This is a genomic window from Streptomyces sp. R-74717 (assembly GCF_047305335.1).
GTDB classification, from domain to species: domain Bacteria; phylum Actinomycetota; class Actinomycetes; order Streptomycetales; family Streptomycetaceae; genus Streptomyces; species Streptomyces atratus.
Map to the genome: position 1 here is coordinate 3,787,583 of NZ_CP102361.1, position 21,858 is coordinate 3,809,440.

At 70.5% G+C, this 21,858-nt stretch carries 19 protein-coding genes and 1 pseudogene; 8 read left to right on the plus strand and 12 right to left on the minus strand.

Features of this window, described 5'->3' with window-relative positions; all coding sequences use genetic code 11:
- Positions 1-38: 38 nt before the first annotated feature.
- From NRF20_RS17005 to NRF20_RS17015, 3 genes are read left to right on the plus strand one after another with little or no spacing between them, the layout of a single operon-like run.
- On the plus strand, positions 39-563 hold the full coding sequence (locus NRF20_RS17005; protein WP_266358344.1) for a PadR family transcriptional regulator: 525 nt from the start codon (positions 39-41) through the stop codon (positions 561-563).
- Positions 560-1,246, plus strand: a complete 687-nt coding sequence (locus NRF20_RS17010) for an ABC transporter ATP-binding protein (RefSeq protein ID WP_398632201.1) — start codon at positions 560-562, stop codon at positions 1,244-1,246. Before NRF20_RS17005 ends, NRF20_RS17010 begins: the two co-directional genes overlap by 4 nt.
- Entirely contained in the window at positions 1,243-3,651 is a 2,409-nt protein-coding gene (locus NRF20_RS17015; RefSeq protein ID WP_413752829.1) for an FtsX-like permease family protein, read from the plus strand. Before NRF20_RS17010 ends, NRF20_RS17015 begins: the two co-directional genes overlap by 4 nt.
- Before the next feature lie 59 nt (positions 3,652-3,710).
- On the opposite strand, the gene NRF20_RS17020 is transcribed toward NRF20_RS17015, so the two are convergent.
- Positions 3,711-4,670, minus strand: a complete 960-nt coding sequence (locus NRF20_RS17020) for a hydrogen peroxide-inducible genes activator (RefSeq protein WP_398632199.1) — start codon at positions 4,668-4,670, stop codon at positions 3,711-3,713.
- A gap of 131 nt (positions 4,671-4,801) precedes the next feature.
- Here NRF20_RS17020 and NRF20_RS17025 point away from each other — a divergent pair, with 131 nt between their 5' ends.
- The gene (locus NRF20_RS17025; protein ID WP_031083404.1) at positions 4,802-5,356 is read left to right on the plus strand and encodes a peroxiredoxin; all 555 of its coding nucleotides are present in this window, start codon (positions 4,802-4,804) and stop codon (positions 5,354-5,356) included.
- 12 nt (positions 5,357-5,368) lie between these two features.
- A complete protein-coding gene (locus NRF20_RS17030) occupies positions 5,369-5,914 on the plus strand; it encodes an alkyl hydroperoxide reductase (RefSeq protein ID WP_093896788.1) in 546 nt (181 codons plus the stop codon).
- Positions 5,915-5,983: 69 nt separating this feature from the next.
- Here NRF20_RS17030 and NRF20_RS17035 read toward each other — a convergent pair whose 3' ends face one another.
- The 4 genes and pseudogenes from NRF20_RS17035 to NRF20_RS17050 form a co-directional block, all read right to left on the minus strand.
- Positions 5,984-7,402 carry an AI-2E family transporter gene (locus NRF20_RS17035; RefSeq protein ID WP_398632198.1) on the minus strand — a complete coding sequence of 473 codons (1,419 nt, stop codon included), beginning with the start codon at positions 7,400-7,402 and terminating at the stop codon, positions 5,984-5,986.
- A gap of 136 nt (positions 7,403-7,538) precedes the next feature.
- Complete coding sequence (locus NRF20_RS17040; RefSeq protein ID WP_413752830.1) at positions 7,539-8,243, minus strand: lytic transglycosylase domain-containing protein; 705 nt, start codon at positions 8,241-8,243, stop codon at positions 7,539-7,541.
- Positions 8,244-8,633: 390 nt separating this feature from the next.
- A complete protein-coding gene (locus NRF20_RS17045) occupies positions 8,634-9,956 on the minus strand; it encodes a PhoH family protein (RefSeq protein WP_093896785.1) in 1,323 nt (440 codons plus the stop codon).
- Between the two features lie 587 nt (positions 9,957-10,543).
- Positions 10,544-11,306, minus strand: a pseudogene (locus NRF20_RS17050) (isoprenyl transferase).
- 200 nt (positions 11,307-11,506) lie between these two features.
- Between NRF20_RS17050 and mgrA the strand changes: the two are divergent.
- The gene (gene mgrA / locus NRF20_RS17055; RefSeq protein ID WP_398632196.1) at positions 11,507-12,547 is read left to right on the plus strand and encodes an L-glyceraldehyde 3-phosphate reductase; all 1,041 of its coding nucleotides are present in this window, start codon (positions 11,507-11,509) and stop codon (positions 12,545-12,547) included.
- A 225-nt stretch (positions 12,548-12,772) separates the two neighbouring features.
- On the opposite strand, the gene NRF20_RS17060 is transcribed toward mgrA, so the two are convergent.
- Positions 12,773-13,300 (minus strand): hypothetical protein, encoded by a 528-nt coding sequence (locus NRF20_RS17060; RefSeq protein WP_398632195.1) that lies wholly within the window; start codon positions 13,298-13,300, stop codon positions 12,773-12,775.
- Positions 13,301-13,351: 51 nt separating this feature from the next.
- Between NRF20_RS17060 and NRF20_RS17065 the strand changes: the two genes are divergently transcribed.
- Complete coding sequence (locus NRF20_RS17065; RefSeq protein WP_398632194.1) at positions 13,352-14,503, plus strand: winged helix DNA-binding domain-containing protein; 1,152 nt, start codon at positions 13,352-13,354, stop codon at positions 14,501-14,503.
- A 99-nt stretch (positions 14,504-14,602) separates the two neighbouring features.
- On the opposite strand, the gene NRF20_RS17070 is transcribed toward NRF20_RS17065, so the two are convergent.
- From NRF20_RS17070 to NRF20_RS17080, 3 genes are all read right to left on the minus strand, one after another.
- Entirely contained in the window at positions 14,603-15,061 is a 459-nt protein-coding gene (locus NRF20_RS17070) for a hypothetical protein (protein ID WP_266358362.1), read from the minus strand.
- A 67-nt stretch (positions 15,062-15,128) separates the two neighbouring features.
- The gene (locus tag NRF20_RS17075) at positions 15,129-15,932 is read right to left on the minus strand and encodes a class I SAM-dependent methyltransferase (protein ID WP_398632193.1); all 804 of its coding nucleotides are present in this window, start codon (positions 15,930-15,932) and stop codon (positions 15,129-15,131) included.
- A 74-nt stretch (positions 15,933-16,006) separates the two neighbouring features.
- Positions 16,007-16,807 carry a prepilin peptidase gene (locus NRF20_RS17080; RefSeq protein ID WP_398632214.1) on the minus strand — a complete coding sequence of 267 codons (801 nt, stop codon included), beginning with the start codon at positions 16,805-16,807 and terminating at the stop codon, positions 16,007-16,009.
- Between the two features lie 112 nt (positions 16,808-16,919).
- Here NRF20_RS17080 and NRF20_RS17085 point away from each other — a divergent pair, with 112 nt between their 5' ends.
- A complete protein-coding gene (locus NRF20_RS17085) occupies positions 16,920-17,303 on the plus strand; it encodes a DUF192 domain-containing protein (RefSeq protein ID WP_398632192.1) in 384 nt (127 codons plus the stop codon).
- 234 nt (positions 17,304-17,537) lie between these two features.
- Here the strand turns inward: NRF20_RS17085 and NRF20_RS17090 are convergent, their stop codons facing one another.
- From NRF20_RS17090 to NRF20_RS17100, 3 genes are read right to left on the minus strand one after another with little or no spacing between them, the layout of a single operon-like run.
- Positions 17,538-19,202 carry an amidohydrolase gene (locus tag NRF20_RS17090; RefSeq protein ID WP_398632191.1) on the minus strand — a complete coding sequence of 555 codons (1,665 nt, stop codon included), beginning with the start codon at positions 19,200-19,202 and terminating at the stop codon, positions 17,538-17,540.
- 35 nt (positions 19,203-19,237) lie between these two features.
- Positions 19,238-20,527, minus strand: coding sequence for an amidohydrolase (locus tag NRF20_RS17095; protein WP_398632190.1), 1,290 nt, complete (start codon positions 20,525-20,527; stop codon positions 19,238-19,240).
- Positions 20,524-21,786, minus strand: coding sequence for an MFS transporter (locus NRF20_RS17100; protein WP_413752831.1), 1,263 nt, complete (start codon positions 21,784-21,786; stop codon positions 20,524-20,526). The genes NRF20_RS17095 and NRF20_RS17100 overlap by 4 nt, the downstream gene beginning before the upstream one ends.
- Between the last annotated feature and the right edge of the window lie 72 nt (positions 21,787-21,858).

The following is a 21,858-nucleotide window of genomic DNA, read 5'->3' on the forward strand; positions in this document are numbered from 1 at the left end:
ATACACCCGAGGTATACACGCCGTGTACAGTGCTGTGCATGTCTATCGGCCACACCCTGCTCGGACTACTGGAGTCCGGCCCCCGCCACGGCTACGACCTCAAGCGCACGTTCGACGAGAAGTTCGGCCACGACCGCCCCCTGCATTACGGCCAGGTCTACTCGACCATGTCCCGGCTCCTGAAGAACGGCCTCGTCGAGGTCGACGGCATCGAGAGCGGCGGCGGCCCCGAGCGCAAGCGGTACGCCATCACCGAGGCAGGCATCACCGATGTCGGCACCTGGCTCGCGCAGCCGGAGAAGCCCGAGCCGTACCTCCAGTCGACGCTCTACACCAAGGTCGTCCTGGCCCTGCTCACCGGCCGCAGCGCCGAGGCCCTGCTGGACGCCCAGCGCGCCGAACACCTGCGCCTCATGCGCATCCTCACCGACCGCAAGCGCAAGGGCGATCTCGCCGATCAGCTGATCTGCGACCACGCGCTCTTCCACCTCGAAGCCGATCTGCGCTGGCTGGAACTGACCGCCGCCCGGCTGGACCGGCTCGCTGCGGAGGTGCGCGCATGACCCCCGCCGGCTCACTGCTCAGCGCCGACAGCCTGTACAAGTCGTACGGGTCCACGCCCGCGCTCGACGGCGCCTCGTTCTCCATCCACCCGGGCGAGGTCGTCGCCGTGCTGGGCCCGTCCGGCTCCGGCAAGTCGACCCTGCTGCACTGCCTCGCCGGAATCGTCACCCCCGACAAGGGCACGATCACCTACGCGGGCCGCGAGCTCTCCGCGATGTCGGACGCCGAACGCAGCGCTCTGCGCCGCACCGATTTCGGCTTCGTCTTCCAGTTCGGCCAGCTCGTCCCCGAGCTGACCTGCGTGGAGAACGTCGCCCTGCCGCTCCGTCTGAGCGGCGCCAGGCGCAAAGAAGCCGAACGCACCGCCCGTCACTGGCTGGAGCGCCTGGAGGTCGACACCGTCGGCGCGAAGCGCCCCGGCGAGGTCTCCGGCGGCCAGGGCCAGCGCGTCGCCGTGGCCCGTGCGCTGGCCGCATCGCCGAAGGTGATCTTCGCCGACGAGCCGACCGGCGCCCTGGACTCCTTCAACGGCGAGCGGGTCATGGAGCTGCTCACCGAGGCGGCCAGGTCCGCCAATGTCGCCGTGGTCCTGGTGACCCACGAGGCCCGGGTCGCCGCGTACTCCGACCGCGACGTCACCGTGCGCGACGGCCGGGCCCGCGACCTGGAGCACGCGGTATGACCCTGCTCGACCAGAAGAACGCCCCGGCCGACGCACCGCCCCGGCCCACCGGGCCCACCGGTATCGCCGCCCTGCTGCGCGATCTCGGCCTCGGCGTCCGGTTCGCCGTCTCCGGCGGGCGGGAGGGCTGGACCCGCACCCTGCTGACCGCCGTCGGCGTCGGCCTCGGCGTGGCACTGCTGCTGGTCGCCGCCTCCGCACCCCATCTGCTCGACGAACGTTCCGCACGTGATCAGGCCCGCGCCGAGACCAAGATCTCCGAATCGCCCGACGCCACGGCAGAGAAGTCGGACACCTCGGTCCTCCGGATCAACGCCGAGACGGAGTACCGCGGCCGCACCATCGGCGGCTTCCTGATGCGCGCGGACGGTGCCCACCCGGTCGTCCCGCCGGGCGTGGCGGGCTTCCCCGCCGCGGACGAAATGGTGGTCTCCCCCGCCTTGAAGGAGCTGCTGGGCTCCTCGGAGGGCAGCCTCCTCAAGGAGCGTCTGCCGTACCGGATCACCGGCACGATCGCCGACGCGGGCCTGGTCTCCCCGCGCGAGCTGCTCTTCTACGCGGGCAGCGACACCCTGACCCCCAAGGGCGGCGGCCACCGGATCGCCGCTTACGGCGACCCGGGCCCGGCCAAGGAGATGCCGCCCATCCTCATCGTGCTGATCATCATGATCTGCGTGGTGCTGCTGGTACCGGTCGCGATCTTCATCGCGACGGCCGTGCGCTTCGGCGGCGACCGCCGCGACCGTCGGCTCGCCGCACTGCGACTGGTCGGTGCGGACATCCGGATGACCCGCCGGATCGCGGCCGGCGAGGCGTTCTTCGGGGCGGTGCTCGGCCTGCTGACCGGCCTGGTGTTCTTCCTGGTGGGGCGTCAGTTCATGGGTTACGTCGAGGTGTGGGACGTCAGCGCCTTCCCGTCGGACCTGGTCCCCGATCCCCTGCTGGCCGCCCTGATCGCCGTCGCGGTTCCGGTGGCGGCGGTACTCGTCACGCTGACCGCCCTGCGTTCGGTGGTGATCGAACCGCTCGGCGTCGTACGCAACGGCCACAGCCGCAGACGCCGGCTCTGGTGGCGGCTGCTGATGCCGGTCGCGGGCCTTGCGGTGCTCGGGCTGACCGGCAAGGTCGACGAGTACTCACCGGTCAACCCGTATCCGATCGCGGGCGGCGCCGTACTGGTCCTGGTCGGGCTCGCGCTGCTGCTGCCCTGGCTGGTCGAGGCGTGCGTGAACCGGCTGCGCGGCGGCCCGGTGCCCTGGCAGCTCGCCACCCGCAGGCTCCAGCTGAGCAGCGGCGCGGCCTCCCGCGCTGTCAGCGGCATCACGGTCGCGGTCGCCGGTGCGGTGGCGCTGCAGATGCTGTTCGCCGCGGTGGGCGACGAGTTCAACCGGATGACGGGCCAGGACCCGACACGCGCCCAGTTCTACACGTTCTCCGAGAACGTCACCGGTGAAGCGGCCACCCGGACCATCAAGGAGTTCCGGGCCACCGAGGGCGTGACGGCGGTCATCGGCACGGTCGAGTCGTACGCCGTCAAGCCGGGCAGGTACAAGGACGACGAAATCCAGCCCACCACCTCGCTGACCGTCGGCGACTGCGCGACCCTGCGCGAGATCGCCCGGATCGGCTCCTGCAAGGAGGGCGACGCGTTCGTCGTCCACCCCAGGGACAAGGGCATGGCCGAGTGGATGGACGAGACCGCCCGCAAGGGCAAGGCGGTCGAACTCAACTACCAGGCGGGATCGGAGCCCGGCGAGAAGTCGAAGCTGTGGACCCTGCCCGCCGACACCCCGACTGTTCTCACCCGCCGCGATCCGATGGGCCAGGACCGCTGGGGCATCATGGCGACGGTCGGCGCGATCGACCCGAGCACCCTGCCGCACGCGCAGACCAACGCGCAGATCCAGGTGGACCGGAGCGTGAAGGACGTCGCCGAGTACGTACGGAACACGGCGGCCCGGCTCGACCCGGGGATGCGGGTCGTCACCCTGAGCTCGGTGGCCCGCGACCGGCAGTACGCCAGTGTGCAGACCGGTCTCCAGGTCGGCGCGACCGCGACCCTGCTGCTGATCGCCGCCGCGATGCTGGTCTCGCAGCTGGAGCAGTTGCGTGAGCGCAAGCGCCTGCTCTCGGTCCTGGTCGCCTTCGGCACCCGGCGCAGCACGCTCGGCTGGTCGGTGCTCTGGCAGACCGCCGTACCCGTGGTCATCGGCCTGGTGGTGGCCGTCGCGGGCGGTCTCGGCCTGGGGGCGGTGATGATCTGGATGATCGCCAAGAAGGTGACCGACTGGTGGCTGTTCCTGCCGATGACGGGCGCGGGAGCGGCACTGATCCTGCTGGTCACTCTGGTCTCGCTGCCATCGCTGTGGCGCCTGATGCGGCCGGACGGCCTGCGCACGGAGTGATGGCGCGGTAGCCCGCAAGGGGTGCGGTCCCCCGGGGGACCGCACCCCTTCCGCCCGCTCTACGCGCCCGCCGTCACCCGTACAGGCAGCGCCTTCATCGCCACCCGCAGCGCCGCCGCGAACTCCTCGAACTCCTCCTGCCGCGCCGCCCCCGTACGCATCGCCAGCGCCACCCGCCGCGACGGTGCGGGATCCGTGAAATACCCGGTGGCCAGCGCATCGTTGCGACCGGTCTCGACCGTCACCGCGGTACGCGGCAGCAGCGTCACCCCGAGCCCGCCGGCGACCAGCTGCACCAGCGTGGAGAGCCCGGCCGCGGTCGTGGTGACCGGCGCACCCCCCGTACGCCCCGCCTCCCTGCATATGTCGAGCGCCTGGTCGCGCAGGCAGTGCCCCTCGTCGAGCAGCAGCAGCGGCAGCTCGCGCAGGGCCTCGCGCGGAATGTCGGTGCGCCCGCCCAGCCAGTGCTCCCGCTCCATCACCAGCACGAAGTCCTCGTCGAAGAGCGGAAGTTCGGCCACTCCCGGCACCCCGAGCGGCACGGCGAGCAGCAGCAGATCCAGCCTTCCGGCAGCCAGCCCCTCCAGCAGCGAGGAGGTCTGCTCCTCATGCACCTGGAGGTCCAGCTCCGGGTAGCGCTCGTGGACCAGCCGCAGCACGGTCGGCAGCAGATACGGCGCGACGGTCGGGATCACGCCGAGCCTGAGCACTCCGGTGAACGGCGCCCGGACCGCCTCGGCCTCCTCCATCAGCTCGCCCACGGCCTCCAGCACCACCCGGGCCCGGACCGCGAGCCGCTCCCCGGCCGGCGAGAGCAGCACCTTGCGCGTCGTACGCTCGATGAGCTGGACACCCAGTGCCTCCTCCAGCGCCGACACGGCTCCGGACAGTGCCGGCTGACTCATCCCGATTGCTGCCGCCGCGTCCCTGAAGTGCAGATATTCGGCGACGGCCGCGAAGGCGCGCAGCTGCGACAGGCTGGGCTGTTTGATCCGATTGCCCTTATTACTCTGCGCCACTGATAGGCACCTCCGATCATCACAACCGAGTGTAGCTATTTCCGCGATCAATGCACCCTGTGCCAAGGTGGAGATCGTCCAACCCTCAGGAACTCCCGCAACAGGGAATTCCTACGCTGCAAGGAGAGCGCGTGCTCACTGTCGGTGACAAGTTCCCCGAGTTCGACCTGACTGCTTGTGTCTCGCTGGAGAGCGGCAAGGAGTTCGAGCAGATCAACCACAAGACCTACGAGGGCAAGTGGAAGATCGTCTTTGCGTGGCCGAAGGACTTCACCTTCGTGTGCCCCACCGAGATCGCCGCCTTCGGCAAGCTGAACGACGAGTTCGCCGACCGTGACGCCCAGATCCTCGGCTTCTCCGGTGACTCCGAGTTCGTGCACCACGCCTGGCGCAAGGACCACCCGGACCTGACCGACCTGCCCTTCCCGATGATGGCCGACTCGAAGCACGAGCTCATGCGTGACCTCGGCATCGAGGGCGAGGACGGCTTCGCCCAGCGCGCCGTCTTCATCGTCGACCAGAACAACGAGATCCAGTTCACGATGGTGACCGCCGGTTCCGTGGGCCGTAACCCCAAGGAGGTCCTGCGGGTCCTGGACGCCCTGCAGACCGACGAGCTGTGCCCGTGCAACTGGACCAAGGGCGAGAACACCCTCGACCCGGTCGCGCTCCTCTCGGGCGAGTGAGCTGACAGCGACATGGCACTCGACGAACTGAAGGCCGCCGTTCCGGACTTCGCCAAGGACCTGAAGCTGAACCTCGGTTCGGTCATCGGACACGCCGACGACACCGGGCTTCTTACGCAGCAGCAGCTCTGGGGCACCGTCCTGGCCTGCGCGATCGCCTCGCGCTCGCCGAAGGTGCTGCGCGAGCTGGAGCCGGAGGCGAAGGCCAACCTCTCCGCGGAGGCGTACACCGCCGCGAAGTCGGCCGCCGCCATCATGGCGATGAACAACGTCTTCTACCGGACCCGGCACCTGCTGTCGGACCCCGAGTACGGGACGCTCCGTGCGGGCCTGCGGATGAACGTCATCGGCAAGCCCGGCGTGGAGAAGATCGACTTCGAACTGTGGTCGCTCGCCGTCTCCGCGATCAACGGCTGCGGCCAGTGCCTGGACTCCCACGAGCAGGTGCTGCGCAAGGCCGGCGTGGACCGTGAGACCATTCAGGAAGCCGTCAAGATTGCCTCGGTGATCCAGGCGGTCGGCGTGACCCTCGATGCCGAGGCCGTGCTCGCCGAGTAGGACCAGCAGTACCCCTTGTACGAGAAGGGCCCCGGGGACGACCGACCGTCCCCGGGGCCCTTCTTCTGTTCAATCGGTCTTCTTGTCGCCGCTGTCCTCGGGCGGCGATCCCGGTGCGGGCGTCGGGGCGACGTCGATCGCGGTCGCCCCGCGCGGGGACGGCGCGTGCCGCAGGGCTTCCTCCTGCCCGTACGACCGCAGATAGCCGACCACCGTATTGGTGACCGCGACCAGCGGCACCGCGACGACCGCTCCGCCGATGCCGGCGACCATGCCGCCCGCGGCGACCGAGAGGACGACGGCGAGCGGATGCACCCGCACCGCGCGTCCCAGGATGAACGGCTGCAGCACATGGCCCTCGATCTGCTGCACGGCGAGCACCACGAGCAGCACCATGAGCGCGGTGAACACGCCCTCGGTGACCAGCGCGACGACCACCGCGAGCGCTCCGGAGATCACCGCGCCGACCAGCGGGATGAAGGCGAAGAGAAAGATGAAGACGGCGAGCGGCACCGCCATCGGCACCTTGAGGAACCAGATCCCGAGGCCGATGAAGATCGCGTCGATCAGCGCCACCAGGACCGTGCCCCGCACATAGGCGGTCAGGGTCCGCCAGGCGCGCGGCCCGGCGCCCGCGACACCCGGCCGGGCCTGTGCGGGCACCAGCTTCAGCACCCAGTGCCAGATGCGCTTCCCGTCGTACAGCAGGAAGAGCGTCGAGAACATGGCCAGCAGCATCCCCGTGAGGACCTCCACCATCACGGTGACGCCCTGCAGCCCGGCGGAGGTGATCTGTTCGGTGTTGGTGCCGATGGTGTCGCTGAGGTTCTTCGCGACGTCGTTGATCTGCTGCTCGGTGACATGGAAGGGGCTGTCGAGCAGCCAGTTCTTCAGGTCATCGATACCCGTCCGCACCTTGTCGGAGAGAGTGTCGATGTTGTCCATGACCTGCCAGACCACGAACCAGCCGACCAGCCCGATGATGACGAAGCCCAGGATCGCCGTGACCGCGGTGGCCAGTCCGCGCGGCAGACCGTACCGCCTCAGCCGGGCGACGGTCGGCTGCAGCATCGCGGTGACGAGCAGCGCGGCGACGAAGGCCAGAACCACCAGCTGTACGGCGCTGATGACCTTCATCAGCACATAGAGCGTGCCCGCCAGGACGAGCAGCCGCCAGGACGCCTCGGCCGCGACGCGCATGCCCCAGGGGATCGCCGCGACCGGATCGGGCCGGGCCGCCACGGAGGGGGCGTACGCGGGAGGCGGCGGCACACGGTCGGCCACGGCGGCACGCCGGCCCGCCTCGGCCGGTATGGCTCCGACAGGCACGACAGAGGGCACGGCGGCGGTCTCCGGCAGCTCGATCGGCGCGGCCTCGCCCCCCTCGCCCTCAACCCCCACGGCCTCGACCCTGCGCTGCTCCAGCCGCTCGCCCAGTTCGGTCAGTTCGGCGCCCAGACGGCCGAGCCACCCCGGAAGCTTCGACATGATCGTTCCCCTTCCCCCGTGCTCTCTCCCCACCGCTCCCCCGCCGAGCCGTCCGGGACGACCGTACACGCGCGAAGCCCCTCACCGTAGGACGGCGAGGGGCTTCGCGAAGTTGAGACCGGAACCTCGGAAGGTTCTAGTACCAGGTGTTGGCCTGCCAGAAGGACCAGGCACCGCACGGGCTGCCGTAACGGCCGTCCATGTAGCTGAGGCCCCACTTGATCTGCGTGGCCGGGTTGGTCTGCCAGTCGGCGCCGGCGGACGCCATCTTCGTGCCCGGCAGCGCCTGGACGAGGCCGTAGGCACCGGAAGACGGGTTGCTCGCCCGGTAGTTCCAGGTCGACTCGTGGCTCACGATGTTGCTGAAGCACTGGAACTGGTCGGCGGGCACCATCTGACGCGCGATCGCCTGAACCTGGGCCACGGTGTACGAGCCCTGCTGCGCGAACGAGGAGGCGCTGCGGATCTCGGAACGGCTGGCGCGCTCGGCCGCGTCCTTCTTGTCCTGGCGTTCCTGCTCCAGCTTGTTCTCGGCCGCCTGCTTCTTCGACTTGGCGTCCTTGGCGGCCTGGATGCGGGCCGCTTCCTCCACGGACTTCTTCGCCGCCGCGTCAGCCGCGGATGCCTGGGCATCGGCCTGCTGAGTCAGCGAGGCGGTCTGCACCTGGGCCTGCTGGCCCGCGGGGATGTCTGCGAGCAGCGTGGTGTCGGCTGCGGTCGCCTCGAAGTTGTTGTCATCGACAGCGGGAGTGCTGCCCGAGGCAACGCCTACAACGGCGCCAACGGTGGTTACGGCTGTGGCAGATGCCACGGCGAACCCCCGGACCGAGATCCGGCTCACACGGTGTCCTTCCAGCATCGCCCGCTTAGGTGACCTCGCGGACGCAATCGTGCCCCTGGCGCTGGCCTCCCTACTGCTTGGGTCACGGGAGGCACGGACCCGGTGGGCAACTCCCCTGGGGGAGTGCCGCGTGGTGCTCGCGGGCGGCATACGGACGGCGATTGTTGAGTTGTGTGGTGCGTGGCACCTCTGGAGGTGCGGGTGTGCCGTATGCGGGGCCTGACGGAAGCAAGACTCTGCCGGAACGGCACGCCGGTAGGCAATTCTCCGTTGCGTGTGAAAGCTCACACCTCGTTCGGAGCAAGTGTTTTTCGGAAATGCCGCCGCGACATGATGCCGCCCGGCTAAGCTGCTTCGCTCGCCGGGCGGCACCAACTGTCGTATCCCGTATCAGATCTGGCCTTCCTCCAGCATTTCGGTCACCAGCGCGGCGATCTGCGAACGCTCGGAGCGGCTGAGCGTGACATGCGCGAAGAGCGGATGGCCCTTCAGTTTCTCGACCACGGCGACGACTCCGTCGTACCGGCCGACCCTGAGGTTGTCCCGCTGGGCCACGTCATGTGTGAGCACCACCCGGGAATTCGCCCCGATCCGGGACAACACGGTCAGCAGTACGTTCCGTTCGAGGGACTGCGCCTCGTCGACGATCACGAAGGCGTCGTGGAGCGAGCGGCCCCGGATGTGGGTGAGCGGCAGGATCTCCAGCATGCCGCGCCCCAGCACCTCCTCGATCACCTCGCGTCCGGCGACCGCCGAGAGCGTGTCGAAGACGGCCTGCGCCCAGGGGCTCATCTTCTCGGCCTCGGTGCCGGGGAGATAGCCCAGTTCCTGCCCGCCGACCGCGTACAGCGGGCGGAAGACCATCACCTTCTGGTGCTGCCTGCGCTCCAGGACGGCTTCCAGACCGGCACAGAGCGCCAGCGCCGACTTGCCGGTGCCGGCCCTGCCGCCCAGCGACACGATGCCGACGTCCTGGTCGAGGAGCAGGTCGAGCGCGATGCGCTGCTCGGCGCTGCGGCCGTGGATGCCGAAGACCTCCCGGTCGCCGCGCACCAGGCGCACGTTCCCCTCGGCGGTGACCCGGCCGAGCGCCTTGCCGCGTTCGGACTGGAGGACCAGTCCGGTGTGCACGGGCAGTTCGGCGGCTTCGGGGACGTACAGCGTCTCCTCCCCGTAGAGCAGATCCACCTGCTCGGCGGCGAGGGGCAGTTCCGACATTCCCGTCCAGCCGGAGTCGGTGATGGCGAGTTCGGCGCGGTACTCCTCGGCGAGGAGGCCGACCGAGGACGCCTTGATACGCAGCGGCAGGTCCTTGGAGACGACCGTGACGTCGTACCCCTCGGCCTGGAGGTTGCGCGCGACCGCGAGGATCCGTGAGTCGTTGTCCCCCAACCGGTATCCGGCGGGCAGTACGCCGGGGTCGGAATGGTTGAGTTCGACACGCAGTGTCCCGCCCAGATCCCCGAGCGGGATCGGGGCATCCAGCCGGCCGTACCGGGTCCGGAAGTCGTCCAGCAGGCGCAGGGCCTGCCGGGCGAAGTATCCCAGCTCCGGGTGGTGCCGTTTGGCCTCCAGTTCCGTGACCACGACGATCGGGAGCACGACTTCGTGCTCGTCGAACCGGGCCATGGCGTTCGGATCGGCCAGCAGGACGCTGGTGTCGAGAACATAGGTGCGCCTGTCGGACATGCGGCGCTTTGTGCTGGTCACCACGGAAGGACGTACCCCCTCGGACGAGGTTGGGGTGCGACGGCGTCGCGGAGCATCCCAATGGGAGAGGACGGACCGGGCTGCGGCCCCGATGCACGGGCCGAGCGCCGGCCCTCCGCGTCGGCCGCACTGTATGTACGGTCCTTCGTGTGCAAGAGGCCTCCCGGGCGAGCGGACTCCATGCCGCTCACTTGGACACGACGTCCGCCTGGTTTGTGACCGGACGTCGACCTGTCAGGGGTATTCCCTCGAACACGCGAAGCCATGCCGCCCTGGGGCGGGCGGGTGAGCTTGGTCGGTGCGTCCGGGCACGTCAGGTGCGGGGCCACCGCCTCGACGGTTCCGTCCTCAAACGCCGGACAGGCTGGGATTGCCGCCTCGGACGGGCTGGAAATGCCGGACCAGCTGGGATTGTCGTCCCCGACGGGCTGGGAGTGGTGGGCCAGGGTTGTCACCCGGGCCCGTCCGGATGGGCGGCACCACTCAAGCCCGTCCGGCGATCGAGGACGGAACCGGTGCCGCCGGGAGCGGCGCCCTGCCGGGGGGGCAGTGCGCCCCATGAGCCAGACGGCGGGAGCCTGGCGGCGGTGTCAGCCGCCGTAGCGGCGGTGGCGGGCTGCGTAGTCGCGCAGCGCCCGCAGGAAGTCGACACGGCGGAAAGGCCGGCCAGAAGACCTCGCAGAAGTAGTACTCGGAGTGCGCGCTCTGCCAGAGCATGAAACCGGACAGCCGCTGCTCGCCGCTGGTGCGGATCACCAGGTCCGGGTCGGGCTGGCCCCGGGTGTAGAGGTGCTCGGAGATCAGGTCGGTGGAGACGATCTCCGCCAGGTCCTCGAAGGACGTCCCCTTGGCGGAGTGATCCAGCAGCAGCGAGCGGACCGCGTCCGCGATCTCCTGGCGCCCGCCGTAGCCGACGGCGACATTGACCAGTATCCCGTCGATGTCGGCCGTGGCCTGCTCGGCCTCCTTGAGCACGGTCTGGGTGTGGGCGGGCAGCAGATCGAGCGTGCCGACGTGGTGGACCCGCCAGCGCCCGTCCGCTGCGAGGTCGCGCACGGTGTTCTCGATGATGCCGAGGAGCGGCGTCAGCTCGGATTCGGGCCGGTCGAAGTTGTCCGTGGAGAGCAGCCAGAGTGTGACGACTTCCACATCGGTCTCACTGCACCAGCCGAGCAGCTCCTGGATCTTGTCCGCACCGGCCTGGTGCCCCTGCGCGGCCGTGCCACCGGACGCCTTCGCCCAGCGCCGGTTGCCGTCGAGGATGACGCCGATGTGCTTGGGCACCTGGGTGTGGTCGAGGCGGGCCTCCACCCGGCGCGCGTAGAGCCCGTACACCAGGTCGCGCAAGTTCACTGAGTTCACCTCTCGGTTCCGTGCGGGCCGCCCGCCCCATTGCCCGGGGCCCGGGGTCGTCCCCCCTGGGGATCGCCGCACTACTCCGCAGAGTCCATCGCCCCGCCGTGCCGTGGCAGTCCCCGAAGCCGCCACATTACTGCGCAGGCGGCGCACCGGCCCAACTCGGCCTGTCACAAGTCCGTGATAAGGAGAGAAACGTGACTGATTCTCCTCTCTTCTACCGGGCCGCCGGTTCGCGCTACGACTCCATGGAATACCGCCGCACCGGCCGCAGCGGTCTCAAGCTCCCGGCCATCTCCCTCGGCCTCTGGCACAACTTCGGCGACGACCGCACGCTGGACTCCCAGCGGGCGATCCTGCGCCGCGCCTTCGATCTCGGGGTGACCCACTTCGATCTGGCCAACAACTACGGGCCGCCGCCCGGCTCCGCCGAGCTCAATTTCGGCAAGATGTTCCGGCAGGACTTCGCCCCGTACCGGGACGAGCTGATCATCTCCACCAAGGCCGGCTACGACATGCACCCCGGCCCGTACGGCGAGTGGGGCTCCCGCAAGTACCTGCTGTCGTCGCTCGACGCCTCGCTGAAGCGGATGGGGCTCGACTACGTCGACATCTTCTACTCCCACCGCTTCGACCCGGACACTCCGCTGGAGGAGACGATGGGGGCGCTGGCCTCCGCCGTACAGCAGGGCAAGGCGCTGTACGTGGGTGTGTCCTCGTACAACGCGGAGCAGACCGCCGAGGCGGCCCGGCTGCTCAGGGAGATGGGTGTACCGGCACTGATCCACCAGCCGTCCTACTCGATGATCAACCGCTGGATCGAGGACGACGGGCTGCTCGACGCCCTGGAGACGGCCGGCATGGGCTGCATCTCCTTCGTGCCGCTCGCCCAGGGCCTGCTCACGAACAAGTACCTGACGGGCATCCCGGAGGGCTCGCGCGCCACCCAGGGCAAGTCCCTGGACCCGGGCCTGCTCTCCGACGAGGTGCTGCGCCGGCTGAACGGACTGAACGACATCGCCCAGCGGCGCGGGCAGTCACTCGCCCAGCTGGCACTCAGCTGGGTGCTGCGGGACAGCCGTATGACGTCGGCGCTGATCGGCGCTTCGAGCGTGAAGCAGTTGGAGGAGAACGTCGCGGCGCTTGCCGGGGCGCCGCTGTCCGCCGAGGAATTGAAGGAGATCGACACCTTCGCCGTGGACACCGCGGGCACCAACATCTGGGCCGGACGGAGCTGACCGGGGGCGGCCTTCACGGGGCCGATACGTAGTCGGCACACGGCCGCCACGCGGTCCGCACAGCGGGCCCACAAAAAACGGGCCGGTCCGTGGGGGGGGATACGGACCGGCCCGAGGGGGGGTTTCCACCATAACCCTTCGTAAGTGATGCTGCGTGCCACGCCACTCCATAATTACTCTCCGAATTCGCCGGACTCCGGTGCGAGCACGGCATCCGGTGGGGCCTCAGTGGCCGCCGACCGGTTTTACGCAGCCGGTTCCTTCGAGGTAGCGGCCGTGGGCCTCGGCCTTGACGAGCCCGTTGACCATGCCGTCCAGGGCCCCCTCCACACAGATCGGGCCGAGGTCGATGATGAACGTGTTGCGGTGGGGTCCGAAGGTGCCGGTGGAGATGGTCTCGGGGCGGTATCCCAGACCGGCGAGTGCCTCATGGAGCTGGGACTCGGTGGTCTTGCGGCCCTCCGCGATGCCGGCCAGGCCCGCCTCGACCTTCACCACTTCGGCATCGCCCTTGGCCCGGTCGGCCGGGGACAGCCCGGCGGTGGACTGGAAGGCGTGGTTCTCCCGGTAGTGCGGCGCGCCGTCGCCGGCGCCCGGTTCGACGTAGGGGGAGGCGCCCACGGCCGGAGGGCTGTCTCCCGCGCCGGGTCCGGCGTCCCCGGCCCGCTCCGTGCCGCAGCCGGCGAGGGCGGGCGTCAGGAGGAGCACCGAGGCAGTCGCGAGAGCCTTGGCTGTACGTCTCGCAGAGGTCATGGGCCGAGTATGGGACAGGACCTGACCTGATGGGCCGCTAGTTTCCTCATCATGACGACACGAACCGCGACCGTGACCTGGACCGGGGCGAACGCGCGCCGGATGGAACGTCAGGGGCTCGCCGCCCCGGTGCACCTCACCCCGGCCGATGTGGTCGGCGCGCTGCCGGCCGCGCACGCCCAGGTGCTGTCGGCCGCCGAGCTCTCCGTCGGGCTGCGGACGGCGGGCGCGACCCGTACCGATGTGCGCGAGGCACTGTGGACCGAGCGCGCCCTGGTCAAGACGCACGGGCCGCGCGGCACCGTCCATCTGCTGCCGATGGCCGAACTGCCCATGTGGACCGGTGCGTTGTCCGCCGTACCGGCCGGACGCAATCCGTTGCCCGAGGATGTCCGGATGACGCCGGAGCAGACCGAGGCCGTGCTCGCCGCGATCGCGGACGCGCTGACCGGGGCCGAGCTGACCGTCGACGAGCTCTCGGACGCGGTGGTGGAACGTGCCGGGGCATGGGCCGGGGACCGGGTGATGCCCGCGTTCCAGGGCATGTGGCCGCGCTGGCGGCAGGTGATGCATCTTGCGGGTCACCGCGGCGCGCTGTGCTTCGCGGCCGGTCGTGGCCGCAAGGTCACCTACACCCGCCCGGACGCCGTCCCGCTCGACGGTCCGGAGGCGCTCGCCCGTCTCGTACACCGCTATCTGTACGCGTACGGTCCGGCCACGCCCCAGCACTTCGCGAAGTGGCTCGCGGCGCCGAAGCGTTGGGCAGCGGAGCTGTTCGCGGGGATGGCCGCGCGCGGGGAGATCGAGGAGGTGGCGTACGAGGGGGAGCCGGCCTGGCTGGTGGCGGGCGACACCGCGTTTCCGGTGGAGCCGGTGCGCGGGGTGCGGCTGCTCCCCTACTTCGACGCGTATCTCATCGCGTCCCAGCCGCGCGAGAAGCTCTTCCCCGGGGTGGCGTACACCCGTGCGCTGGCGGGTGGCCAGGCGGGGAACTTCCCGGTGCTGCTGATCGACGGGACCGTGGCCGGGGTGTGGCACCAGCGCCGGTCGGGCCGGCGGATCGCGGTGACGGTGGAGCCGCTGTCACCGCTCACGGCCGGGCAGCTGCGGGGGCTGGAGGAGCAGGTGGCGCGGGTCGGCGAAGTGCTCGAGGGCAAGCCGGAACTGACAGTGGGGAAGGTGGCGGTGGGGCCGCACGCGTAGCGCCTGCCGGCGCGGCCGGTGCTGCGACAGCATCGGTTCACCGGGCCCGTCCGGTCGCCGTTTTGTCCTCGATCACCGGACGGGCCGGGAACCGGCACATCAGCCCCTCGCCGGTGCGCCCCGGTGGCCGCGGGTGAAGCGGATCGACACGGTGTCACCGCCGATGACCACGAAGCGTCCGCCCTCGCACCGGATGACGGCCTCGTGCACCTCGCCCTTCTCGTCCCTGCGCTCCTCGGTGCGGGTGACGGTCCAGCCGCCGTCGGGCGGCTGCGGCAGGTTCGACACGGCGGCGAACTCCCACTGTCCCGACGGTACGCACCAGTCGGGCAGCCTCGGCCAGGCACCGGGGCCGACATGCAGGGTCCGGTCGGAGGCGCAGGTCAGGAGCACCGACTGGCCGTCGGCCAGCAGGAATTCGACGGCTTCCGGCTCCCCCATCCGCCCCTCCGGCCGGTAGAAGACGCCGAGCACTCCGACGATCCGTGCACCTCTGAGCCAGTCGGCCCTCCCCTGCCGCGGGACACGCGGTGCTTCCCCTTCGTTCCCCACCCTCATGGCCGGTTCCCTCCCATGCGCTCACCGTCCAGGGTCGCACCCTCCGGGCGAAAGCAGGGGGCACGGCCTACTCCGGTTCACGGGCCTCGGTCTTGCGGGCCTCGATCAGGAATCGGGTGGTGTGGGCCACGAACGGCCCCTCGGTCTCGATCCGGTGGTGCAGCGCGGCCAGTTCCGGCCGGTACTTCTCGACGGTGAAGCCCGGCACCATCCAGATCACTTTCCGCAGGAAGTAGACGACGGCGCCGATGTCGAAGAATTCGGTACGCAGCGTCTCCATCCGCAGATCGACGACTTCGAGCCCGGCCGCCTCGGCTTCGGCCCGTGCCTTCTCCGGGTCGCGGGCGCCGCGCACCTCGGGCGGCTGCGGGCCGAGGAAGTACTCGACGAGCGCGAAGACGCTCGCCGGGCCGACCTGCTGCGAGAAGTACGTGCCCCCGGGGGTCAGCACCCGTGCGATCTCCGACCACCAGGTGGTCACCGGATGCCGGCTGACCACCAGGTCGAAGGCGTTGTCGCCGAACGGCAGCGGCGGCTCGTCCGCATCGGCGACCACGGCCGCACCGAGCGGGTGCAGGAGTGCGGTGGCGCGGGCTATGTTCGGCGGCCAGGACTCGGTGGCGACGGTGAGCGGCGGCAGCTTCGGTACGGAGGCGAGGACCTCGCCGCCGCCGGTCTGGATGTCGAGCGCGGCCCCGGCCCGTCCCATCCGGTCCGCCATGGCGCGGGCGTAGCCCCAGGAGGGGCGCTGTTCGGTGGCCCGGCCATCGAGCCAGGAGAAGTCCCAGCCGTCGACGGAAACGGCGGCGGCCTCCGCGACGAGGGCGTCGAACCGTGCGTGTTCTGCTGCTTCTGCGGGTGTTCCGGCCATACGGGAATGGTGTCAGCCGGGCGGTGGCCCGCGCGACCTCATTACGGCGGGGCGGGCGGCAGGCCGAGCAGCGGTCAGGCGGCCAGTGAGCCGAGCAGTATGCCCAGCAGCGCGCCCGTGATCATGAAAGGTCCGAACGGGATGCCGGTCTTGCGCCCGGCCCGCTTCAGGACCATCAGCCCGAACCCGTACACCGCACCGAGCAGGAACCCGGCGAAGCCCCCGGCGAACACCACGGCCCAGCCGTACCAGCCGAGGGCCACGCCCAGCGACAGGGCGAGCTTGACGTCCCCGAAGCCCATACCGTTCGGATTGATGAGGAAGAGCAGGAAGTAGAAGGCGCCGAGGGCCGCACCGCCGAGCAGGGCGGACAGCCAGGATCCGCCGTGCTCCGGGAGCAGCGCCGCAACGCCCAGAAGTACGGCGACGGCCCCCGCGGCGGGCAGGGTCAGCCGGTCGGGCAGGCGGTGGACGCGGCGGTCGATGGTCGCGAGGAGTACGCCGACGGGGGCCAGCAGCAGCCAGACGACGAGCTCGGGCCGGAGTCCGGTGGCCGCTGCGAGCGCGGCGCAGGCGAGCGCGGTGACGACGGGGACGAGGACACCGGGGGCGTAGCGCGCCGCGGGCTGCGCGGTGTCTTCCCCGCCGCCCCGGTCTCCCGGCTCGGCGCCCGGAGCGGTGGGGACCGGCACCGCCGCCGCGCACATGGCGCACCGGGTGGAGCCGAGCCAGCCGCGGGCGGCACCGGTCAGGGCGTGGCCCGCGGGGCAGGTGTCCCGCCAGGCGTCCTCCGGTTCGACGGAGAACCGGTAGGCGGCGCGCGGGACCAGCAGTCCGGCCGCTGCGCCCCAGAGTGCGGCGAGCACTGTCAGCATGACGTACACGGAGCAGACCCTAGGCGGGTGCCGGGCACGGGTCATGGGTCCTGGGGCCCACTGCGCACCGTTGTGGACCCAGCGGCCGTCACCGGACGCTACCGTCTTGGCCATGGCTCAATGGCGCAATGGGAATGGGACGTTGACGGTCACCGATCCACGGGGAGGGCAGGAGCCGGAGATACCGCTGCGGATCGCGGCCACGTACCGGGCCAGGAGCCGCGGGCTGCTCGGGCAGGACGGGATCGACGGCGCCCTGCTGATCACCCCGTGCGGGAGTGTGCACACCTTCCGGATGCGGTTCACCATCGACGTGGCGTACCTGGACCGGAAGTTCAGGGTGGTCGCCGTGCACACGATGAAGCCGGGCCGGCTCGGGATGCCGCGGCTGCGGGCCCGGCATGTGATCGAGTCGGAGGCCGGGGCGATGGAGAAGTGGGGACTGCGGCCGGGAGCGCGGGTGCGGATCGTCCAGACGCAGGAGAGCCGGGGCTGAGAGCCTGTCGGGTGACCTTCGATCGGAGAGCGGACGCGGCATGGTGCGTGCGATTCCAAGGCGCCGGGATGGCCTCGTAGCGGAGCTACTAGGGCATTTCGGCAACGCCGGAAGCGTGCGTGCCAGGGCGTGGCCGCCCGGTCAGAGGTCACCCGACAGGCTCTGAGGCGTGGGCGGCCGGGCTGCCCTCACGTACCGGGCAGCCGGGCCGCTCTCACACGTACGACTCCTCGTTCACGCCGTCCAGGTGGGGCGGCCGCCGAGGTAGGTGGCCGAGACGGCGACCTCTTCCTGGAACCGTTCGTAGCGCTCGGCGGGTACGGCGTACGGGTCCTGGGTCAGGACCGCCAGGTCGGCCCGCATCCCGGGGCGCAGCATGCCGATCTCGTCCTCCAGGTGCAGTTGCCACGCCGGGTTGGTGGTCACCGCGCGCAGCGCCTCGTCGATCGTCAGGCGCTCGGTGGCGCCGTGGACGCGGCCGCTGGCCGGAGTGCGGCGGGTGAGGGCCGTGGCGACGGAGGCGAGCGGGTCGGTGGGTGAGCACATGCCGTCGTTGTGCAGGGAGACGCGGTGGCCGGCGTCCCAGGCCGAGCGCACGGCCATCCACCGTTCCGCGATCTCGGGGGTGAACAGATCGTCCGCGAGGACATCGCCCCACCAGCGGATGTGGTCCATGAAGAGGCTGACGGTGGCGCCCATGGCGGCGGCGCGGCGGTACTGGTCGGGGGTGACCGCGCCGCAGTGCTCCATGCGCGGCCGCATGGCCCGCAGCCGCTCCGGGTCGTCGGCGCCGGCCTCGGCGTACGCGTCGAGCACGGCGTCGAAGGTGACGTCGCCGTGGACGTGGCAGGCCATCGGGTAGCCCTGGGCGGTGAACGCGACGGCCAGCTCGGCGAGTTGACCGGGGCTGTAGTTCATGGGTGCGTGGGCGCAGGGGTCCAGGCCGATGCGGCGGGTGGCTTCGTTGTCCTGGAACGGGAAGCTGGTGGCGATGGTGCCCTGCCATGCGGTGCCCTCGGCCCACAGCTTCATGCCGGAGATGCCGAACAGCTCGGCGGCCGGGGCGTGTCCGGAAAAGCGCCGTTCGGGGTCGGCGGCCAGTTCGGGAGTGCCGATGAGGTACGACCGGACGCGCAGGGCCGCCCGGGGGTGTTCGGCGGCGGCCCGCAGTGCGGCGAGCAGGCCCGGCTCGGTCGCCAGGTCGGCGGCGGTGGTGATGCCGACCCGGGCGTGCTCGGCGTACGACCATTCCAGCGCGGCGGCGAGCTTCGCCGGCTGGAGCCGGTCGCCTGCCACGACCCACATGAACGCCTCGACGGCGGCGCCCTCCTGGGCCTCACCGGTGGGTTCGCCGTCGGCGTCGCGGACGAAACGGGCCCCGGCCGGGTCGGGGGTGTCCCGGGTGATCCGCGCGGCACTCAGGGCGGCGGTGTTGGCGTAGGCGGCGTGGCCGCTGGCGGTGAACACCACGAGCGGGGCGTCCGGGCACAGTTCGTCGAGCAGCTCCCGGGTGGGAAGCGGAAGATCGCGCTGGAGCAGCAGATCGATCCCGTACACGGCCACGGGCTCGCCGGGCGCCGCGGCCACGGCCTCCCGTATCCGGGCGTAAACGGCCTCGCCGGTCGGCACGGTGAACGGGCGCACGTCCACCGCGGGCGGGGCGATGGCCAGGGCCATCGTCGTCGGGTGGCCGTGGGCCTCGACGAATCCCGGCATGAGCGCCTGCCCCGCCAGGTCCACGACCTGGGTGCCGGGGCCGCGCAGGGCCAGCACCTCGTCCCTGCCGCCGACTGCGGTGATCACGCCGGCCCGTGCGGCGAGTGCCTCGGCCCGGGGGCGTTCGGGGTCCATGGTGAGGACCGGACCGCCGACGAAGATCAGTTCGGGGGCTTGTTTCATGGTTCTCTCCTCCGTCGTTCTGTCGTGCGCAGTGGCTATCGGGTGGTGTCGGCGCCGGCCTTCAGCCACTGCGCGGCGGCCGCCAGCAGCGATGTCACGCCGACTTCGACGGTCGGGTCGATGACCGGTGCGAACAGCGGCGAGTGGTTGCCGGGGATCTCGGCGGGGATTCCGTTCTCCAGCAGCGAGTCGGGGTCGATGTCCTTGAACGCGGCAGGGTCGGCGCCGCCGAAGTGCCAGAAGACCGAGGGCACTTGGAGCTCGGTGCCGAAGACGCCGAAGTCCTCGCTGCCGGTGAGTGGCTGGGGCAGGGTGAAGACGTGTCCCTCCCCCAGCACCTGGGTGAGCGCGGCCTGGACGGTGGCGGTGGCCTCGTGGTCGTTGACGGTGACCGGGAAGCCGTTGAAGTCCGTGATCTCGGGTTCCTTGGGGGCGCCGGAGGCGGCGGCCTCGGCGCGGACGATCCGCTTGACGGCCTCCAGGACCCGTTCCCGTACGGCGGGAGTCGTACTGCGGATGTTGATCCTGAGGTCGGCGGTGTCCGGGATGATGTTCTCCTTGGTGCCGCTGTGGATCGAGCCCACGGTCACCACCGCCTGCTGCGCCGCCCCCACTTCGCGGGAGACCACCGTCTGCAGCCGCATCACGATCGCGGCGGCCATCACGACGGGATCCACGGTCGCCTCGGGCGTCGACCCGTGCCCGCCCCGCCCGAACAGCCGCACCCGCACGCTGTCGGACGCAGCCATCACCGGACCGGGCCGGGTGCCGACGAACCCCACGGGGACGGGCCCCACATGCTGACCCAGGCAGATCTCGGCGCGCGGGAAACGCTCCAGGAAACCGTCGTCGATCATGGCCGGGGCCCCGCCGATCTCCTCGGCGGGCTGGAACACCGCGACGACGGTGCCGCGCCAGGCGTGCCGGTTGGCGGCCAGCAGTGCGGTGGCGCCGAGCAGACAGGTGACATGCATGTCGTGGCCGCAGGCGTGCATGACCGGGACCTCGTTGCCCTCCGCGTCCACCCCGGTCCTCGTGGAGGCGTACGGAAGTCCGGTCTCCTCCTTCACGGGCAGTGCGTCCATGTCGGCGCGGAGCAGCACCACCGGCCCGTCGCCCGCGGTGAGGACGCCGACGACGCCGGTTGTGCCCACCCCCTCGGTGACGTCCCAGCCCTGCTCCCGCAGCCGGGCGGCGACGATTCCCGCCGTACGGACCTCCTGGAACGAGAGCTCCGGGTGGGCATGCAGGTCCTTGTACAGGTTGCGCAGGCCGGGCAGTTCGCCGTCCAGTCCGGACAGCAGCGAGGTGACCGAGGCAGTCATGAGTGCTCCAATGCGAGAGGGGTACGGCGTGCGGAGGAAGCGAGGAAGGACGCGGTGTCCTGAGGGGTCGCGACGGCCATGACCACGGCGATGACCGCGCCCAGCACGAGGAAGGCGAAGGCGACCTGGAAGGAGAAGGTGTCGGCGAGCACGCCCATGACGGGCGGGGCGACCATGCCGGCGACCTGTCCGCCGAAGACGATCACCGCGCTGCCCACTCCGACCTGTTCGGGAGCGAGGCTGCGCAGGGGCACCGCGAAGATCGGCATGTAGCAGAGGGAGGCGGCGAAGATGGCGAGCGTCCCGAAGACGACGAAGCCGACGATGGAGGCCGAGAAGGCCATCAGAAGCAGCGCGAGCGCGGCCACCGTCATCCCCGGCACGATCACCTTCCGGTGGTGGCCCTCGAAACGGTCCGCCAGACGGCCGCCGACGATCGTGGCCGCGGCTGCCCCCAGTGCCGGAATCGCGACGAGGGCTCCGGCCGAGGTCAGGGAGATGCCGCGCTCATCGCTGAGATAGGACGGAATCCAGGTGTTGAGGCCCCACACGATGACGCAGTAGCCGAACATCATCAGCGCGAAGCGCCAGAGCACGCCCATGCGCAGCAGGTCACGGACGCCCCGGCCGCCTTGCGCCCCGGCCTCCGGCTCCGCACGGGGCAGCGGTTGCGGCAGCCGCATCCGTATCGCCACCAGGACAAAGACGCCGAGCGCCGCCGTCGAGAAGAAGGCGGAGCGCCAGCCGAAGACGCCGATCAGCGGTGCGACGGCGAGCGGTGTCACCACCGCGGCGAGGGCGTTCGAGCTCATGATCAGCCCGTTGGCCCCCATCCGCTCCTCGGGCGTGGTCCGCTCGACCAGCACCTTCGTCCCGGCGGGCGGAAAGATCCCCTCGGCAGCTCCGAAGGCGAAGCGCAGCACCAGCAGAGCGGCGAAGGACCATGCGAGACCGGTCAGCGCCGTGAACAGGGACCAGACCAGCAGGGCCCAGCAGGTGACCCGCTTGCCGCCGAAGCGGTCGGCGAGCATGCCGCCGGGGATCTGGCAGGCAGCGTAGGCGAGGAAGAAGGCGGAGACGATCAGGCCCTGCTGTCCCCGGTTGAGGTCGAAGTCCTCACCGATGGACGGCAGTACGAGGTTGATCACGAGCCGGTCGGTGTAGTCGACCAGCCAGGCGGCGAACAGCAGCACCACTGTGGTCCTGACCGTGCGGTTCGCGTCCTCGGGGCGCGGGACTCGCGGGCGCAGAGCAGGCACGGCACTCCTCTCTACAGTGGCCGATACTGGCTGTCGGCCGGGAAGTGCCCCTACGATCCGGCCTGCGCGCGA

Coding starts and splice junctions, on each gene's coding strand:
- NRF20_RS17075 (WP_398632193.1), bottom strand. CDS start 15,932: ATGGCCGGAACACCCGCAGAAGCAGCAGAACACGCACGGTTCGACGCC.
- NRF20_RS17095 (WP_398632190.1), bottom strand. CDS start 20,527: ATGACTGCCTCGGTCACCTCGCTGCTGTCCGGACTGGACGGCGAACTG.
- NRF20_RS17070 (WP_266358362.1), bottom strand. CDS start 15,061: ATGAGGGTGGGGAACGAAGGGGAAGCACCGCGTGTCCCGCGGCAGGGG.
- NRF20_RS17080 (WP_398632214.1), bottom strand. CDS start 16,807: ATGCTGACAGTGCTCGCCGCACTCTGGGGCGCAGCGGCCGGACTGCTG.
- NRF20_RS17005 (WP_266358344.1), top strand. CDS start 39: ATGTCTATCGGCCACACCCTGCTCGGACTACTGGAGTCCGGCCCCCGC.
- NRF20_RS17060 (WP_398632195.1), bottom strand. CDS start 13,300: ATGACCTCTGCGAGACGTACAGCCAAGGCTCTCGCGACTGCCTCGGTG.
- NRF20_RS17010 (WP_398632201.1), top strand. CDS start 560: ATGACCCCCGCCGGCTCACTGCTCAGCGCCGACAGCCTGTACAAGTCG.
- NRF20_RS17085 (WP_398632192.1), top strand. CDS start 16,920: ATGGCTCAATGGCGCAATGGGAATGGGACGTTGACGGTCACCGATCCA.
- NRF20_RS17030 (WP_093896788.1), top strand. CDS start 5,369: ATGGCACTCGACGAACTGAAGGCCGCCGTTCCGGACTTCGCCAAGGAC.
- NRF20_RS17015 (WP_413752829.1), top strand. CDS start 1,243: ATGACCCTGCTCGACCAGAAGAACGCCCCGGCCGACGCACCGCCCCGG.
- NRF20_RS17035 (WP_398632198.1), bottom strand. CDS start 7,402: ATGTCGAAGCTTCCGGGGTGGCTCGGCCGTCTGGGCGCCGAACTGACC.
- NRF20_RS17065 (WP_398632194.1), top strand. CDS start 13,352: ATGACGACACGAACCGCGACCGTGACCTGGACCGGGGCGAACGCGCGC.
- NRF20_RS17090 (WP_398632191.1), bottom strand. CDS start 19,202: ATGAAACAAGCCCCCGAACTGATCTTCGTCGGCGGTCCGGTCCTCACC.